Genomic DNA, 15,064 nt, shown 5'->3' with positions numbered 1-15,064 from the left:
AATCGATCCGTCCGCGGGCTTATGGAGTTGCTTATCACCGCGGCGATCGGTATCCTAGTATACTAGTGAACTAGAGCTTGGCAATGGGCATCCCTGCAGCGCGACAAAGCACCGACGAGATCCACCGCGCCTTGCGGGCGGATATCCTCAGCGCTGCGCTGCGTCCGGGCGAGGCAATCTCGGAAGCACGCATGGCGGCGCAGTTCGGCGTCAGCCGCACGCCCGTGCGCGAATCCTTCAAGCGGCTGGTCGAGGAAGGCTTCCTCGTCGTGGTGCCGCAGGTCGGCACCTTCGTGGCGCCGATCGATCTCGGCGCGGTGCATGACAGCCAGTTCGTGCGCGAGACCCTGGAATGCCGCACCGTGATGCTGGCCGCCCAGCGCATCGACGAGGCCGGTCGCGCCGCGCTGCACGGGCTGCTGCGGCGGCAGGAGGCGGCGCTGGCGGCGCAGGACCGCGCCGGCTTCTTCAGCGCCGACGACGCCTTCCACGCCGAGCTCTCGCGCCTCGCCGGGCACCCCTCGGTCTGGAACATGATCGAGAGCGTCAAGGCGCAGCTCGACCGCGCCCGCTGCCTGTCGCTGGAGACGGACGGCTGGTCCGAAATGATCCTCGACGAGCACCGGCGCATCATCGAGGCGGTCTGCGCCGGCGATGCCGAGCAGGCGGAGCGGACGATGCGGGCGCATCTGCGCACCGTCTTCGACGCCATCGCCACCATCGAACGCCGGCATGGCGACGCCTTCGCCGGCCATGGCGTGCCCCGCGCTAGCTGACACCGCCGCACCCCGCGGCTTCTGGAGACGAGACCCCACAATGGAACAGACCTGGCGCTGGTTCGGCCCCGACGACGTGGTGACGCTCGCGCAGGCCCGGCAGGCGGGCGCGCGCGGCATCGTCAACGCCCTGCATCAGATCCCCTATGGCGAGGTCTGGAGCGTCGAGGCGATCACGGCCCGCAAGGCCATCATCGAGGCCGATCCGACGCTCGGCCTGCGCTGGTCGGTGGTCGAGAGCCTGCCGGTGCATGAGAGCGTCAAGATCGGCGAAGGCGATCTCGAGCCGATCTTCGCCAACTACCGCCAGTCGCTGCGCAATCTCGCCGCCTGCGGCATCGATGTGGTCTGCTACAACTTCATGCCGGTGCTGGACTGGACGCGCACCGAGCTGGCGCAGCCCCTGCCGGGCGGCGGCACGGCGCTGCGCTTCAACCTGCACGAATACGTCGTCGTCGACCATTTCATGCTGGAGCGCCCCGGTGCCGACCAAGGCCATCCGCCGGCGGTGATGGAGCGCGCCAGGGCCTGGTTCGAGCGCTCCTCCGAACCCGATCGCGAGCGGCTGCTCGCCAATGTGATGGCGGGGCTTCCCGGCGCCTTCGACCGCTACGACGTGCCCGGCCTCAAGCGCATCCTGGCGCGCTACGCCGCCATGGGCCATGACCGGCTGCGCGCCAATCTCAAGCGCTTCCTCGAGGCGGTGATCCCGACCGCCGAGGAGGTCGGCATCCGCATGTGCATCCACCCGGACGATCCGCCGCGGCCGCTGTTCGGCCTGCCGCGCATCTGCTCGGATGCGGACGACATCGCCTTCATCCTCGGCGCGGTCGACAGCCCCTCCAACGGGCTGACCCTGTGCTCGGGCTCGCTCGGCGCCAATCCGAAGAACGACGTGCCGGCGATCGCGCGGCGCTTCGCCGACCGGATCTGGTTCGCGCATCTGCGCAACGTCGCCAAGGACCCGGACGGCTCCTTCATGGAGGCCGAGCATCTCGGCGGCGACACCGACATGGTGGCGCTGGTCGACGCGCTGATGGCTGAGCAGACGCGGCGCAAGGCGGCCGGGCTGGCGCATTGGCGCATCCCGATGCGGCCGGACCACGGCCACGCACTGCTCGACGATCTCGGCAAGGGCGCCTTCCCTGGCTATCCCGCCATCGGACGCCTGCGCGGCCTCGCCGAATTGCGCGGAGTCATAACGGCGCTGGCGAGCGTCAAGGGCTACGCCAGCTGAGGCGCGAAGCGGGACGTCTGCGATGCTGAGGCTCGATCACCTGACCGTCATCGCGCCGACGCTCGCGGAGGGCGTCGCGCATGTCCGGGCCTGCCTCGATCTCGACGTGCCGTTCGGGCAGCGCCACGCCTATATGGGCACGCACAACCATCTGCTGCAGCTCGGCGGCACGCTCTATCTCGAGATCGTCGCCGTCGATCCGCAAGGGGTGCCGCCGGGGCGGCCGCGCTGGTTCGGCCTCGACGACGCCCGCCGCGTCCGCAGCGACTGGGAGGCCGGGCGCCGGCTGCGCGGCTGGGTCGCCCGCACCGATGCGATCGACGCCGTCCTCGCCGCGCACGCGCCGATCTTCTGCGGCAAGGTCGCCCTGCCGCCGGACGCGCCGCTCTTCGACTTCGCCATTCCCGAGGACGGCTCGCTGCCGCTGGACGGGGCGGCGCCATCCCTGATCGACCGGCGCGGCAGGCCGCGATCGATGGCCACCATCGCCGATCTCGGCGCGCGCCTCATGTCGTTCCGGCTCGATCATCCGGAGCCCGAGACCGTCATCGCGCTCTATGGCGCGCTGGCCGTCGACCACCCGCCCGAGGTCCGGCATGGCGAGACGCTGCGCTACCATGCGGCGATCGAGACACCGGCAGGCGTCAGGACCCTGTTCTAACCGGCAAGCACCGGAGCGGGGTCAGCCCAGGATGCGCTGGTCGGCGAGGTGGACCAGCCTGCCCGCCGCAACCGTCGCGACCACGCGCGGCTGCGGCTCCGGCGCGACCAGCACGAGGTCGGCGCGCAGGCCCGCCGCGATGCGGCCGCGGTCGTGCAGGCCGAGCGCCTCGGCCGGCGCGCGCGAGACCAGCGCCCAGGCCTGCGCGAACGTCGCCGCGCCGCGTTCCGCCAGCAGGAAGGGCGCGAGCGGCAGGGCCGGATAATAGTAATCCGAGGCGAGGATGGTGCAGAGCCCGGCGCGGACCATCGCCTCGGCGGCCGGGCAGCCGGTATGCGAGCCGCCGCGCACAACATTGGGCGCGCCGAAGACGATCGCCTCGCCATGGGCGGCGGCCTCGCGCGCCGTGGGCTCGTCGATCGGGAACTCCGCCACGCCGACGCCGAGCCCGCGATACCAGCGGCGCATCTGCGGATCCATGTCGTCATGGGAGAGCATCGGCACACCGGCCGCGCGGGCTGCGGCGGCGAGCCGCGCGACCGAGCCCGCCACCTCTAACTTGCGGGCATAGACGCGCTCGAGCAGCGCGGCGAAGGCGTCGGCGTCCAGCCCGGAGCGCTCGACCATCTTGCCGACCTTGTCCGGCCGGTAGCGCGCCTTCAGCGTGCCCTCGGTATGGTCGTTGAAGGCGAGCACGCCGACCCGGCCGGCCGCCAGCCAGTCGATGATCTCGGGCTCGGCGTCGAGGTTGAAGGTCTCGTGGCGCAGATGGAAGCGGGTGTCGGCGCCGAGCTCCGGCGCGAGCGCGGCGATCCGCGCCGCCAGCAACCGGGCATTCTCCGCGCCGCGCAGGCCGGGCTCCCAGGACCAGGTCACGCCATGGAAGGCGGTGGTGATGCCACAGGCGAGCAGCGCCCGGTCGGCGTCACGCAAGGCCAGGTCGATATCGAATGCGACGCCCGGACGCGGCATGATATGGCGCTCGAAGGCGTCGCCATGGCAGTCGACTAGGCCGGGCAGCACGAGCAGCCCGCGCGCGTCAAGGTGGAGCGCGCCCGCCGGCGCGGACGCGTCGGGCGCGGCTAGCAGCGACCCCTCGCAGACGACATCCGCCTCAACGAGATCTTCGAGCAGCACCCGCCCGCCGGTGATGTGGATCGCCATGCCCGGCCCCCGTCGCTTCTTCCCGCGCACCCTGCCGCGGGGCGCCGCTCATGACCGCGCGGGATGACGGCCGCGTGACAGGAGTCGCGAGCGCGCGGGCGCCCGCCCTCAGCCCGCCCGCGCGGCGAGCCCTCCCGCCTGCTCGATGAAGGCCATAACCGCGTCGACGCCCTCTCCCGCCAGCGTATTTGCGAAGACATAGGGGCGCTTGCCGCGCATCATCGCGGCGTCGCGGTCCATCACCGCGAGGTCGGCGCCGACATGCGGGGCGAGATCGGTCTTGTTGATCACCAGCAGGTCGGAGCGGGTGATGCCCGGCCCGCCCTTGCGCGGGATCTTCTCACCGGCGGCGACGTCGATCACATAGACCGTGATGTCGGCGAGCTCCGGCGAGAAGGTGGCGGCGAGGTTGTCGCCGCCCGATTCGATCAGGATCATGTCGAGATCCGGAAAGCGCCCGCGCATCGTGTCGATCGCGGCGAGGTTGATCGAGCAGTCCTCGCGGATGGCGGTATGCGGGCAGCCGCCGGTCTCGACGCCCATGATCCGCTCCTCCGGCAGCGCGCCGGAGACGGTGAGGATGCGGGCATCCTCCTTGGTATAGATGTCGTTGGTGATGGCGCAGATGTCGTAGCGACCGCGCATGCGCTTGCACAGCGCCTCCATCAGGGCGGTCTTGCCGGAGCCGACGGGACCGCCGATGCCGACGCGGAGCGGGCCGTGGGGAGAGCGGGTCATGAGCGGAACAGCCTCGAATACTGGGTTTCGTGACGCAAAGCGGCGAGATCGGAGCGGAAGGCGCAGCCGCCGAGATCGTCGAGCCCCGCCGGCTCCGCCTCCGCCGCAGCGGCTCGCAAGGCCGGTGCCAGCCGGGCGATGAGCTTCTGCCCGTCGGTCTGGCCGACGATGCCGAGGCGCACCGAGGCCGAGACGAGATTGGCCAGGAAGGCGAGCGCGAAGGCCTCCAGCGCCGCGTCGAGCGGCAGGTCGTGCCCGGCGGCGGCCGCGGCGACGGCGACCGGATAGGTCAGATCCCCCGGCCAGGCCCGGCGCAGCGCGGCGCTGGCGGGATTGGGCCAGGAGGCGGCGATGGCGGCGGCGAAAGCATTGCCCTGCGTCACCGTCTCGAGCCGCCGCTCGGCGGAATTGGCCAGAGCGAGCGCGAGTTCCGCTATGCCGGCGAGACCGGGCTCGTCATCCGCGCGCGCGGCGCGCCAGGCATTGGCGAAGAGGACGAGGTCGTTGCGCAGCGAGCCATGGGCCACCAGCGCGGCGAGCCAGTCCTCCAGCCCGGCGGCGTCGACCAGATCGCTGCTCTCGAAGGCCCATTCGAGCCCGTGCGAATAGGCGAAGCCGCCGACCGGAAAGGCCGGCGACAGCCACACCATCAGCGGCAGATGCGCCCCGCCCGACACGGCTCAGTCGTGCTTGTGGCCCTTGTGGCCATGCTCGTGATGATGGCCGTGATCGTGACCGCAGCCCTCGCCATGGGCGTGATCGTGCGCGTGAGCATGATTGTGGTCGTGTGCGTGATCGTGGCCGTGCTTGTGCGCGTGGTCGCCGTGATCATGGGCGTGCGCGTGCTTGTGGTCATGACCGTGATCGTGGCCGCAGCCGCAGCCCTCGCCATGGGCATGGTGCGCGTGGTCGTGGTGCGCGTGCCCGTGGGCATGCTCGTGAGCGTGGCCATGGGAATGGCCGTGCCCGTGATCATGGGAATGGCCGTGCGCGTGGCCGTGATCGTGGTGGTGGCCGTGATCGTGCCCGCAGCCGCAGCCGTCGTCATGCGCGTGGCCATGGTCGTATGCGCCGCGCTCCGGCTGGAAGGGGCGCGAGACCTCGGCCATGATGCAGCCCTGCCCGCGCACCATCTCGGCCAGCACGTGATCGTTCTCGATATAGATCGCGTCGGCGGTGATCTCGGCCGGGGTGTGGCGGTTGCCGATATGCCAGGCGACGCGCATCAGCCGCAGCGGATTGTCGGCGCGGATCTCGATCAGCGTCTGGGCGGCGGCGCGGATCAGCACCAGCGAGCCGTCCTCGAGGCGGACCGCGTCGCCGTCGTTCAGCCCGGTCGGCTTGTCGAGGTCGAGCAGGATGTCCTGGCCGCCATCGCCCTTCAGGGCGACGCGGCGGCGATTGCGGTCCTCATGGTCGAGGGTCAGGGTCTCGACGACCCGGTCCTGCTTGACCGCGGCCTTGCGGACGACGGAGGTTGCGCGCTGCATGGTGGGTTCACTCGGTGCTGGGGCTGGCGGCGCTGTCTCGATCGCGCCTTTCCCTTTCACTTCGACCACTGCCCGGGCGCCGACGCAAGCCCCCTCGCCGCCGCAGCCGGCTCCTGATCGACGCCCCGCCGCCGAGCGGATAGACTGGGCGCAGCGGAGCCCCTGCCCGGCAGAGGCGGGGACCGCGATCAACGAGAACACGGGGCTGACATGAGTTCGTTTTCAACCGGGCGTTTCGCCGGCAAGCTCGCGGGGCTGATCGGCGGCCTCGCCCTCACCGCGACGATGAGCGGGGCCGCCATGGCCCAGTCGACGCTGGACAAGATCAAGCAGCGCGGCCACATCATCTGCGGCACCAGCCAGGGCGTGGCCGGCTTCTCCCTGCCCGACGCGCAGGGCCAGTGGCGCGGCTTCGACACGGATTTCTGCCGTGCGCTCGCCGCCGCTATCTTCAACGACCAGGAGAAGACGAAGTACATCTCGCTGGCCTCCAAGGACCGACTCACCGCCCTGCAGAGCGGCGAGATCGACGTTCTTGCCCGCACCACCACCTGGACGCTCGGCCGCGACACCGGCTTCGGCCTCAACTTCACCGCCATCACCTATTTCGACGGCCAGGGCTTCCTCGTCCGCAAGAGCCTCAACCTCAAGGATCTCAAGGGCCTCGACGGCGCCTCGATCTGCGTGGCGCAGGGCACGACCTCCGAGCTCAACCTCGCCGACTATTTCCGCACCAACGGGATGAAGTACGAGGTCGTGGCCTATGCCGGGCTCGACGAGACCGTGCAGGCCTATGAGGCCGGCCGCTGCGACGCCTACACCACCGACCTGTCGCAGCTCGCCTCGAACCGCAACAAGCTCAAGGCGCCCGAGGAGCATGAGCTCCTGACCGAGGTGATCTCCAAGGAGCCGCTCGGCCCCTGGGTCCGCCAGGGCGACGACGCCTGGTTCGACATCGTGCGCTGGACGGCGTTCGCCCTGGTCAACGCCGAGGAGTTCGGCATCACCCAGGCGAATGTCGACGAGATGGTGAAGTCGCAGAACCCGGAGATCCGGCGCCTGCTCGGCGGCGAGGGCAAGTTCGGCGAAAGCCTCGGCCTGACCAATGACTGGGTCGTGCGCATCATCAAGGCGGTCGGCAACTATGGCGAGAGCTTCGACCGCCATCTCGGCGACAAGTCGGCGCTGAAGCTGCCGCGCGGCCCCAACCGGCTCTGGACCAAGGGCGGCCTGCAATACGCCCCGCCGGTGCGCTGACCTGAAACGAGGGCGGCACGCGGCCGAGAGCCGCGTGCCGCCCTCCCAGCGCCTGTGTGCAACTCGCCGGCGCCTGCCCTGCCGCATGGCAGTGCGCCGTCCCTCCCTGCTAGGCGGCGTGGACAAATTTGAGCCAGTATCTGGCGGTGGCAAGATGGACCATGCCGAGGAAGCTGTTGGCGAGTTGGTCGTAGCGGGTGGCGATGGCGCGGTTGATCTTGAGTTGGCCGAACATGCGCTCGATGCGATTGCGTTGCTCGTAGAGCGCCCGATCATACTCGATTTTCACACGACGGTTTGACCGACCGGGAATGACGGCCTCGATTTTTCGTTCTGCGAGGTCTGCACGGATTACGTCTGCATCGTAGCCCTTGTCGGCGAGCAAAGCTTCAGGCGCGCGCTCGGGCAGGTCGATCAGGGCGTCATAGGCTCTGCAATCTGCCGCCTCACCGACCGTCAGATGGAAGGCGAGAGGTCGTCCGAGGGCATCAGCCAGGCAGTGAAGCTTACTGGTGAACCCGCCCCGCGAGCGGCCAAGAGCGCGTCGATGAGTCCCCCTTTTCCGCCCGCTGCCGAGACGTGGGCGCGAACGGTGGTGCTGTCGATGCTGTAGTGGCCGCTGTCGGCCATTATCTCGGCCAGCGTCGCAGCAAGGGTCTCCCAGATCCCGGCTTCGCTCCATCTACGAAACCGCCGATAGATCGTGTTCCAGCTGCCATATTTGGGCGGCACGTCACGCCACGGAGCGCCGCAGCGAAGCCGCCAGAGTATACCGTTGATGATAGAGCGGTTCTGCTCGGGAGGCCTGCCTCGACCACGGTTCTCAGGCTCGATCGGCAGCAAGTTCTTCAAAATGGGCCATTCCGCCTCGGTGAGATCGCCTCTGCTCAAACCTGCCTCCAAAAAGCAGCCTTGAATCAGCGCGGTCATAGCTGGTCAAATAGTTTTTTAGCGGTCGTCGTTGCAACAAGTAACTGCCGGTTGCTGTATGGTTCAGGCTATGGAAAATCGAATAATATGAAAGCACTATCGATTGTAGCCCCCGGCGGCAGGCGGATAGCATCCGGTGAAAAAACCTTGGAGGTGCGGCGTTGGAAACCCACCATAGGTGCCGATGAGGACCTTTTGATCGTCGAGAACGGCCGGTTCCTTCGAGCAGAAGGAGACGAAGACTATGAAGGCAAAGCCGTCGCTATCGTTCGCGTCGGCGCCTTTCGTCCATTCGTCCCGGAAGATTTGGCAGCCGCCTGCGGCAGCTATTTCGAGGAGGGGTGGCTGGCTTGGGAACTGATGGATGTCCGGCCAATATCGTCAACGATCAGCATCAGGGCAGCTCGCGGCATATACGAAATCGACCCACCTTCCGATATGCAGTTGCGGTCGTAATCGGCAACATCCGCTGACTACGCATTTTGTCCACGCCGCCTAGATGCGGGCAGTTTGCTCAGCCAGGACAGGGACTGCCATGACTTCCAACCCGCCGCGCACCGCTTTGCGCCGATTGACCGGCCTGATCGCCGGCATGGCATTCGTCACGCTCGCGGGCGCCAGCGCCTCCGCCCAGACCACGCTGGAGCGCATCAAGCAGCGCGGCCACGTCATCTGCAGCGCGAGCCAGGGCGTCACCGGCTTCTCCCTGCCGGACGCGCAGGGCAAGTGGCGCGGCTTCGACAGCGACATCTGCCGGGCCCTCGCCGCCGCCATCTTCGGCGACCAGGACAAAGCCAAGTACATCTCGCTGGCCTCCAAGGACCGGCTGATCGCGCTGCAGAGCGGCGAGATCGACGTACTGTCCCAGACCACCACCTGGACGCTGAGCCGGGACGCAAATTTCGGGGTGAACTTCACCGCGATCAACTATTTCGACGGCCAGGGCTTCCTCGTCCGCAAGAAGGCCGACGTGACGGCCGTCAAGCAGCTGGACGGCGCCTCGATCTGCGTGGCGCAGGGCACCACCACCGAGCTCAACCTCGCCGATTATTTCCGCACCCACGGCCTTAAGTATGAGGTCATCGCCTTCTCCGGGCTGGACGACGCGATCCAGGCCTATGAGGCGGGGCGCTGCGACGCCTACACCACCGACCTCTCCCAGCTCGCCGCCCAGCGGATGAAGCTCAAGACGCCGGACGACCACGCCCTGCTGACCGAGGTGATCTCGAAGGAGCCGCTCGGCCCCTGGGTGCGCCAGGGCGACGACGCCTGGTTCGACATCGTGCGCTGGACGGTGTTCGCGATGCTGAATGCCGAGGAGTTCGGCATTACCCAGGCGAATGTCGACGAGATGCTGAAATCGCAGAATCCGGAAATCCGGCGCCTGCTCGGCAGCGAGGGCAAGTTCGGCGAGAGCATGGGCCTAACGAACGATTGGGTCGTGCGCATCGTCAAGGCGGTCGGCAATTACGGCGAGAGCTTCGACCGCCATCTCGGCGGGAACTCGGCCCTGAAGCTGCCGCGCGGCCCCAACCGCCTCTGGACCAAGGGCGGCCTGCAATACGCCCCGCCGGTGCGCTGAACCGGTCGACGAGACGAGGCCGGCTCCCGCGTGGGGCCAGCCAGGAAAGGGAACGGCCGCGACGCAAGTCGCGGCCGTTCTCGTCAGGTCGCGGCGGATGCCATCAGCGCGGCAGCGCCTTCACCTCGGTGTCGAACTTCTTGAGCAGGCGCGAGCGCTCGGCCGGGCTGCCCCAGCGCGGGGTGTCGTAGTCGATCAGCTTGATCTCCTCGAATTTCGGCGCATCCGGCGAGAGCTTGGCGTTCCGGTTCGACGGGATGGAGTTGATCTTCAGCTTGGCATTGATGTCCTGCGCCTCGGGCGAGAGCGTGAAGTCGACGAATTTGCGCGCCGCCTCGGGGTTCTTGCCGCCCTTGATCACCGAGACCGAGCCGGTCTCGTAGCCGGTGCCCTCGCAGGGCGCCACGATGGCGATCGGCGCGCCCTGCAGCCTCTGCGTCAGCATGTCATGCATGAAGGCGATGCCGACCGCGGTCTCGCCGAGCGCCGTCGCCTTCACCGGCGCGATGCCCGACTTGGTGTACTGGCTGATGTTCTTGTGCAGGGCCTTGAGATAGTCGAAGCCCTTGTCCTCGCCCATCATCTGCACCGCCGTCGCCAGGAAGACATAGGCCGTGCCGGACGAGCTCGGATCGGCGACCTGCACCTCGCCCTTGAGCTTGGGATCGAGCAGGTCGGCCCAGCATTTCGGCGCGGCGACGCCCTTCTCCTTCAGCGTCTCGGTGTTGTAGCCGATGCCGAGCGCGCCGAGATAGATGCCGGACGTGCGGTACTTGGCCTGCTCGGCATGGCGCTGCGCCCAGCTGTGCAGCTCCGGCAGCTTCGGCGACTTGTACTCGTCGAGCAGCCCTTCCTCGGCCGCCTGCAGATGCGGCTCCCCGGGACCGCCCCACCAGACGTCGCCGCGCGGGTTCGAAGCCTCGGCCTTGACCTGCGCATAGACCTCGCCGGTCGACTTGCGCACCATCTGGACCTTGATGCCGGTCTGCTTCTCGAAGATAGCCGCGCCCTCGCGGCACTGCTCCTCAAGGATCGAGCAGTAGACGGTGACCTGTCCCTGCTGGGCCGCGGCCGGCATGGCTGCCGCCGCGACGCTCGCCAGCGAGACGGCCGCAGCCAGCGTGAATCTCCGGTCCATGAAACGTTCCTCCGAAAGTCTTTTGCCAGCCAATGAGCCGCAGCCCCGTCGCGCTTGTCAACGCCGACACGGCCGCTGCGACGTCGCGACGTCGCGACGATCCTTGTTTTGAATCATTACAAAGAATTCACTTGGCGGCGATCCTCGCAGGCGCAACATGCGGCTTTCCGGAGAGATCGGCATGCTCAAGGCTTGGCTGTTTCGTCTGCATCGCTGGCTGGCGCTCGGCTTCGCCGTTCCGCTGGCGCTCCTGATCGCCACCGGAGCGATCCTGTCGGTCGAGCCGATCCTGCAGACGGTGAAGCTGTCGCCGGGCGAGCTGACGCTCGCCAGGATCGATGGCTGGCTTGCCGCGAAGGACCCGGCCGGCAAGGCGCGCGGGCTGAGCTACCGCAATTACGACGGGCGGCTAACCATACAGGGCGTGCCGGAGCGCGGGAACGTGACGCTCGACACGGCGACCGGCCTCCAGGCCGCCGATGGCGGGCTGGCCGGCTTCTTCGGTGCCTCGCGCCGCCTGCACGAGCACCTGCTCTTCGAGCTCGACTGGCTGGTCATCGGCTCGACCATCGCCATGGTCGTCCTGATGCTGATGGGCGTCGCCATGGGGCTGCCGCGGCTGCGCAACACGCTCGGCGGCTGGCACAAGGGCGTCGCCTGGTTCGGCCTGCCGCTGCTGATCGCCAGCCCGATCACCGGCCTGTTCATCGCCTTCGGCATCAGCCTGGCGCCGGCGGGCGGGCCCGGCGGCCGGGGCGAAGAGCCCCTGCCCCTGCGCGAGGCCCTCGCCATCGTGGCGCGCGACAAGGACCCCTCGCAGCTGATCTGGCTGCGGATGCGCGGCGGACGCCAGCTGGTCAGGCTCAACGAGAACGGCGCCTTCAACGTCTATAGCGTCACGCGCGCCGGCCTTTCGGAGACCCCGAAGAACTGGCCGCGGCTCATCCACGAGGGCAACTTCGCCGGGATCTGGTCGGGGGCGCTGAATCTCGCGATCTCGCTGGCGCTGGCCGGGCTGCTCGGCACCGGCTTCGCGATCTGGCTGCGGCGCCGCCTGCGCCCGCGCCGCCGCGATCGCCGGGCGAACCCGGTGGCGCCGCCCGCTCTGGCCAGCTGAGGCGGCCGCCCGGCTCAGTCCGTCCGCGTCCGGTCCGGCAGGCGGTCGATCGCTGCGTCGGCGCCCTGGTCGCGGCCGAGCACGCCTTCGCGCAGCACCTTCGTCGCGGCGTCGGCCTTCGCCTTGGGCGAGGCGGGGATCGGCGCGGTCTCGGGCGTCTCGGTCAGGCCGACATCGTCCGGCTTGCGGCCGCCCTGCCGCGCCGCGGCGGCGAAGGTCGCCAGCGCCTCGGGACTGCGGCCGCCCTTGTCTTTTCGCTCTGCGCTCATGGCTCGCTCCTGCAAGGGCCTGCCGCCCTGCCGGAGCAACGTGCCGCGCCGCGCGCTGTTCCTCAGAACAGGAAGTAGCGCTGCGCCAGCGGCAGTTCCTTCGCGGGCTCGCAGACCAGCAGCTCGCCATCCGCGACCACCGCGTAGGTCTCAGGGTCGATGCGGATGTCGGGCGTCGCGTCGTTATGGATCATGCTCTTCTTGGAGATGCCGCCGCGGACGTTCTCGACCGCGACCATCTCCTTGTCGGTACCCAGCCGCCCCTTCAGCCCGTTGGCAAGCGCCGTCTGCGAGACGAAGGTCAGCGAAGTCGTCGCCACCGCCTTGCCGAAGGCGCCGAACATCGGGCGGTAATGCACCGGCTGCGGCGTCGGGATCGAAGCGTTGGGATCGCCCATCGGGGCGGCCGCGATCGAGCCCCCCTTGATCACGAGGTCCGGCTTGGCGCCGAAGAAGGCCGGCGACCAGACCACGAGGTCGGCCAGCTTGCCGACCTCGACAGAGCCGATATGGCGCGAGATGCCGTGCGCGATCGCCGGGTTGATGGTGTATTTGGCGACATAGCGCTTGGCGCGAAAATTGTCGGCGCCGGTGCCGGCGTCCTGCGGCAGCGGCCCGCGCTGGACCTTCATCTTGTGCGCGGTCTGCCAGGTGCGGGTGACGACCTCGCCGATGCGGCCCATGGCCTGGCTGTCGGAGGACATCATCGAGAGCGCGCCGAGATCGTGCAGGATGTCCTCGGCCGCGATGGTTTCCTTGCGGATGCGGCTCTCGGCGAAGGCGAGATCCTCGGGGATCGACGGCGACAGATGATGGCAGACCATCAGCATGTCGAGATGCTCGTCGAGCGTGTTGACCGTGAACGGCCGCGTCGGATTGGTCGAGGAGGGCAGGACGTTGGGCAACCCCGCCACCTTCATGATGTCCGGCGCATGGCCGCCGCCGGCACCCTCGGTATGGAAGGCGTGGATGGTGCGGCCCTTGAAGGCTGCGACCGTATCCTCGACGAAGCCCGACTCGTTCAGCGTGTCGGTGTGGATCATCACCTGGATGTCGTGATCGTCGGCGACCGAGAGGCAGTTGTCGATCGCGGCGGGCGTGGTGCCCCAGTCCTCGTGCAGCTTGAGGGCGCAGGCACCGGTCTCGATCATCTCGATGAGCGCGCCCGGCAAGGCGGCATTGCCCTTGCCGGCGAAGGCGAGGTTCATCGGGAAGGCGTCGGCGGCGCGGATCATCTGGCCGAGATGCCAGGGGCCGGGCGTGCAGGTGGTCGCGAGCGTGCCATGGGCCGGGCCGGTGCCGCCGCCGAGCATGGTGGTCAGCCCGCTCATCAGCGCGTCCTCGATCTGCTGCGGGCAGATATAGTGGATATGGCTGTCGAAGCCGCCGGCTGTGACGATCTTGCCCTCGCCGGCGATGACCTCGGTGCCGGGACCGACGATGATCGTCTGGTTGGGGGCGAGATTGCCGAAACCGGCCTGGATGTCGGGGTTGCCCGCCTTGCCGATGGCGCAGATCCGGCCGGCGCGGATGCCGATATCGGCCTTCACGATCCCCCAATGGTCGAGGATCAGCGCATTGGTGATGACGGTATCGACCGCGCCCTCGGCATTCGAGACCTGGCTCTGGCCCATGCCGTCGCGGATCACCTTGCCGCCGCCGAACTTCACCTCCTCGCCATAGGTGGTGAAGTCCCGCTCGACCTTGATCAGCAGCTCGGTGTCGCCGAGGCGCACGGTATCGCCGGTGGTCGGGCCGAACATCGCGGCATAGGCGTTGCGCGGGAAGGTGAAGGGCATCGGCGTTTCCCTGATCTCGAACGCGACGAGGATGGTTCGGGCTGTCGCAATTTTCAGGCCGGCGCGGATGACGAAGGCGGTGTGTCCGGCTTCGAATCCGGCCTGGGCTTGGGCTTCCGCGCCTTCCGCGCCGAGGATTTCGCCTTCGCCAGCCGCTTGGCCTGGTCGCGCTGGGCCTCCTGCAGGATTTCGAGCTGGACCTGCTGGATCTCTGCGAGGCGCTGCCATTGCCGGGTGATCAAATGGTCGATCTTCTCGTGCAGATGGCGGATTTCGAGCTCGGCCTTGAGATTGACCTGATAGTCGTTGGAGGAGCGCGCCCGGTCCTTCTGCTCCTGCCGTTTCTGGCTCATCATGATGATCGGCGCCTGGATCGCGGCGATGCAGGACAGGACGAGGTTCAGGAGGATGAACGGGTAGGGATCGAAGGCCCCCACCCCCATCGCGACGTTGAGGCCCATCCAGACGAGCAGCACGATGCCGAAGCTGATCAGGAAGGCCCAGGAGCCGCCGAAGCTGGCGAGACCGTCCGAAACCCGCTCGCCGAAGGTGCGCTGCTCGTCGAACTCGTCGTCGGTATCGTGGGCTATCGTGTCCTGCCGCGCGATGCTCTCGACCACCTCGCGGTCGAGATCGGAGTATTCGCCGTGCTCCTCGCGCAGGATCTCCTCGACATAGCGCGTGCGATAGCGCGCGAGCTCGGCCTTGCTGACCAGGCTGTGCTCGCCGAGCTGCGGGAAGTCGGCCATGATGCGCTCGGCCAGGGACGGGCGCAGGGTGTCCAGCGAGATCAGGTTCTTGCGCGCGGTCTCGACGCCCGAGATCGCGCAGACGCCGCGCTTCTTGGAGCTGGCTTCCGCAGGCTGCCGCGGCGGCTCCGTCGAGATATCGGTCATGATGTCCTCG

Annotated in this window: 15 protein-coding genes and 1 pseudogene; 7 read left to right on the top strand and 9 right to left on the bottom strand. The window is 68.3% G+C overall.

Features of this window, described 5'->3' with window-relative positions:
- Positions 1-83 precede the first annotated feature (83 nt).
- The 3 genes from ABE438_RS07130 to ABE438_RS07120 are packed head-to-tail and all read left to right on the top strand — an operon-like array spanning position 84 to position 2,674.
- The gene (locus ABE438_RS07130; protein WP_346501866.1) at positions 84-776 is read left to right on the top strand and encodes a GntR family transcriptional regulator; all 693 of its coding nucleotides are present in this window, start codon (positions 84-86) and stop codon (positions 774-776) included.
- Between the two features lie 40 nt (positions 777-816).
- The gene (gene uxuA, locus ABE438_RS07125) at positions 817-2,013 is read left to right on the top strand and encodes a mannonate dehydratase (protein ID WP_346501865.1); all 1,197 of its coding nucleotides are present in this window, start codon (positions 817-819) and stop codon (positions 2,011-2,013) included.
- 22 nt (positions 2,014-2,035) lie between these two features.
- Positions 2,036-2,674, top strand: a complete 639-nt coding sequence (locus tag ABE438_RS07120; RefSeq protein WP_346501864.1) for a VOC family protein — start codon at positions 2,036-2,038, stop codon at positions 2,672-2,674.
- 21 nt (positions 2,675-2,695) lie between these two features.
- Here ABE438_RS07120 and ABE438_RS07115 read toward each other — a convergent pair whose 3' ends face one another.
- The 4 genes from ABE438_RS07115 to ABE438_RS07100 form a co-directional block, all read right to left on the bottom strand.
- Positions 2,696-3,838 carry an alpha-D-ribose 1-methylphosphonate 5-triphosphate diphosphatase gene (locus tag ABE438_RS07115; protein WP_346501863.1) on the bottom strand — a complete coding sequence of 381 codons (1,143 nt, stop codon included), beginning with the start codon at positions 3,836-3,838 and terminating at the stop codon, positions 2,696-2,698.
- Positions 3,839-3,946: 108 nt separating this feature from the next.
- Entirely contained in the window at positions 3,947-4,576 is a 630-nt protein-coding gene (gene ureG / locus ABE438_RS07110; RefSeq protein WP_346501861.1) for an urease accessory protein UreG, read from the bottom strand.
- The gene (locus ABE438_RS07105; RefSeq protein WP_346501860.1) at positions 4,573-5,253 is read right to left on the bottom strand and encodes an urease accessory protein UreF; all 681 of its coding nucleotides are present in this window, start codon (positions 5,251-5,253) and stop codon (positions 4,573-4,575) included. Before ABE438_RS07105 ends, ureG begins: the two co-directional genes overlap by 4 nt.
- Before the next feature lie 3 nt (positions 5,254-5,256).
- Entirely contained in the window at positions 5,257-6,066 is an 810-nt protein-coding gene (locus ABE438_RS07100; RefSeq protein WP_346501858.1) for an urease accessory protein UreE, read from the bottom strand.
- 210 nt (positions 6,067-6,276) lie between these two features.
- Here ABE438_RS07100 and ABE438_RS07095 point away from each other — a divergent pair, with 210 nt between their 5' ends.
- Positions 6,277-7,323, top strand: coding sequence for an amino acid ABC transporter substrate-binding protein (locus tag ABE438_RS07095; RefSeq protein ID WP_465248572.1), 1,047 nt, complete (start codon positions 6,277-6,279; stop codon positions 7,321-7,323).
- Positions 7,324-7,432: 109 nt separating this feature from the next.
- On the opposite strand, the pseudogene ABE438_RS07090 reads toward ABE438_RS07095, so the two are convergent.
- A pseudogene (locus ABE438_RS07090) lies at positions 7,433-8,214 on the bottom strand (IS5 family transposase).
- A 21-nt stretch (positions 8,215-8,235) separates the two neighbouring features.
- On the opposite strand from ABE438_RS07090, the gene ABE438_RS07085 reads away from it, so the two are divergent.
- Together ABE438_RS07085 and ABE438_RS07080 are read left to right on the top strand one after the other, a co-directional pair.
- Positions 8,236-8,709, top strand: a complete 474-nt coding sequence (locus ABE438_RS07085; protein WP_346501857.1) for an ASCH domain-containing protein — start codon at positions 8,236-8,238, stop codon at positions 8,707-8,709.
- Between the two features lie 106 nt (positions 8,710-8,815).
- Entirely contained in the window at positions 8,816-9,835 is a 1,020-nt protein-coding gene (locus ABE438_RS07080) for an amino acid ABC transporter substrate-binding protein (protein WP_465248577.1), read from the top strand.
- 103 nt (positions 9,836-9,938) lie between these two features.
- Here the strand turns inward: ABE438_RS07080 and ABE438_RS07075 are convergent, their stop codons facing one another.
- Positions 9,939-10,973: an ABC transporter substrate-binding protein gene (locus tag ABE438_RS07075; protein ID WP_346501855.1), complete on the bottom strand. Its 1,035-nt coding sequence runs from the start codon at positions 10,971-10,973 to the stop codon at positions 9,939-9,941.
- Between the two features lie 181 nt (positions 10,974-11,154).
- On the opposite strand from ABE438_RS07075, the gene ABE438_RS07070 reads away from it, so the two are divergent.
- Positions 11,155-12,090 carry a PepSY-associated TM helix domain-containing protein gene (locus tag ABE438_RS07070; protein WP_346501853.1) on the top strand — a complete coding sequence of 312 codons (936 nt, stop codon included), beginning with the start codon at positions 11,155-11,157 and terminating at the stop codon, positions 12,088-12,090.
- A gap of 14 nt (positions 12,091-12,104) precedes the next feature.
- Here ABE438_RS07070 and ABE438_RS07065 read toward each other — a convergent pair whose 3' ends face one another.
- The 3 genes from ABE438_RS07065 to ABE438_RS07055 all read right to left on the bottom strand — a co-directional run bounded on the left by ABE438_RS07065 (position 12,105) and on the right by ABE438_RS07055 (position 15,054).
- Positions 12,105-12,359: a hypothetical protein gene (locus ABE438_RS07065; RefSeq protein WP_346501852.1), complete on the bottom strand. Its 255-nt coding sequence runs from the start codon at positions 12,357-12,359 to the stop codon at positions 12,105-12,107.
- A gap of 62 nt (positions 12,360-12,421) precedes the next feature.
- Positions 12,422-14,158 carry an urease subunit alpha gene (gene ureC / locus ABE438_RS07060; RefSeq protein ID WP_346501851.1) on the bottom strand — a complete coding sequence of 579 codons (1,737 nt, stop codon included), beginning with the start codon at positions 14,156-14,158 and terminating at the stop codon, positions 12,422-12,424.
- A gap of 53 nt (positions 14,159-14,211) precedes the next feature.
- Complete coding sequence (locus ABE438_RS07055; protein ID WP_346501850.1) at positions 14,212-15,054, bottom strand: DUF1003 domain-containing protein; 843 nt, start codon at positions 15,052-15,054, stop codon at positions 14,212-14,214.
- Positions 15,055-15,064 lie beyond the last annotated feature (10 nt).

This window comes from Allobosea sp. TWI1241 (assembly GCF_039673065.1).
GTDB lineage: Bacteria > Pseudomonadota > Alphaproteobacteria > Rhizobiales > Beijerinckiaceae > Allobosea.
This window is presented reverse-complemented; position numbering and strand designations above follow the sequence as displayed.

Bases quoted from the DNA above. Each gene is read 5' to 3' on its own strand.
- ABE438_RS07130 (WP_346501866.1), top strand. From the start codon at position 84: ATGGGCATCCCTGCAGCGCGACAAAGCACCGACGAGATCCACCGCGCC.
- uxuA (WP_346501865.1), top strand. From the start codon at position 817: ATGGAACAGACCTGGCGCTGGTTCGGCCCCGACGACGTGGTGACGCTC.
- ABE438_RS07120 (WP_346501864.1), top strand. From the start codon at position 2,036: ATGCTGAGGCTCGATCACCTGACCGTCATCGCGCCGACGCTCGCGGAG.
- ABE438_RS07115 (WP_346501863.1), bottom strand. From the start codon at position 3,838: ATGGCGATCCACATCACCGGCGGGCGGGTGCTGCTCGAAGATCTCGTT.
- ureG (WP_346501861.1), bottom strand. From the start codon at position 4,576: ATGACCCGCTCTCCCCACGGCCCGCTCCGCGTCGGCATCGGCGGTCCC.
- ABE438_RS07100 (WP_346501858.1), bottom strand. From the start codon at position 6,066: ATGCAGCGCGCAACCTCCGTCGTCCGCAAGGCCGCGGTCAAGCAGGAC.
- ABE438_RS07095 (WP_465248572.1), top strand. From the start codon at position 6,277: ATGAGTTCGTTTTCAACCGGGCGTTTCGCCGGCAAGCTCGCGGGGCTG.
- ABE438_RS07075 (WP_346501855.1), bottom strand. From the start codon at position 10,973: ATGGACCGGAGATTCACGCTGGCTGCGGCCGTCTCGCTGGCGAGCGTC.
- ABE438_RS07070 (WP_346501853.1), top strand. From the start codon at position 11,155: ATGCTCAAGGCTTGGCTGTTTCGTCTGCATCGCTGGCTGGCGCTCGGC.
- ABE438_RS07065 (WP_346501852.1), bottom strand. From the start codon at position 12,359: ATGAGCGCAGAGCGAAAAGACAAGGGCGGCCGCAGTCCCGAGGCGCTG.
- ureC (WP_346501851.1), bottom strand. From the start codon at position 14,158: ATGCCCTTCACCTTCCCGCGCAACGCCTATGCCGCGATGTTCGGCCCG.
- ABE438_RS07055 (WP_346501850.1), bottom strand. From the start codon at position 15,054: ATGACCGATATCTCGACGGAGCCGCCGCGGCAGCCTGCGGAAGCCAGC.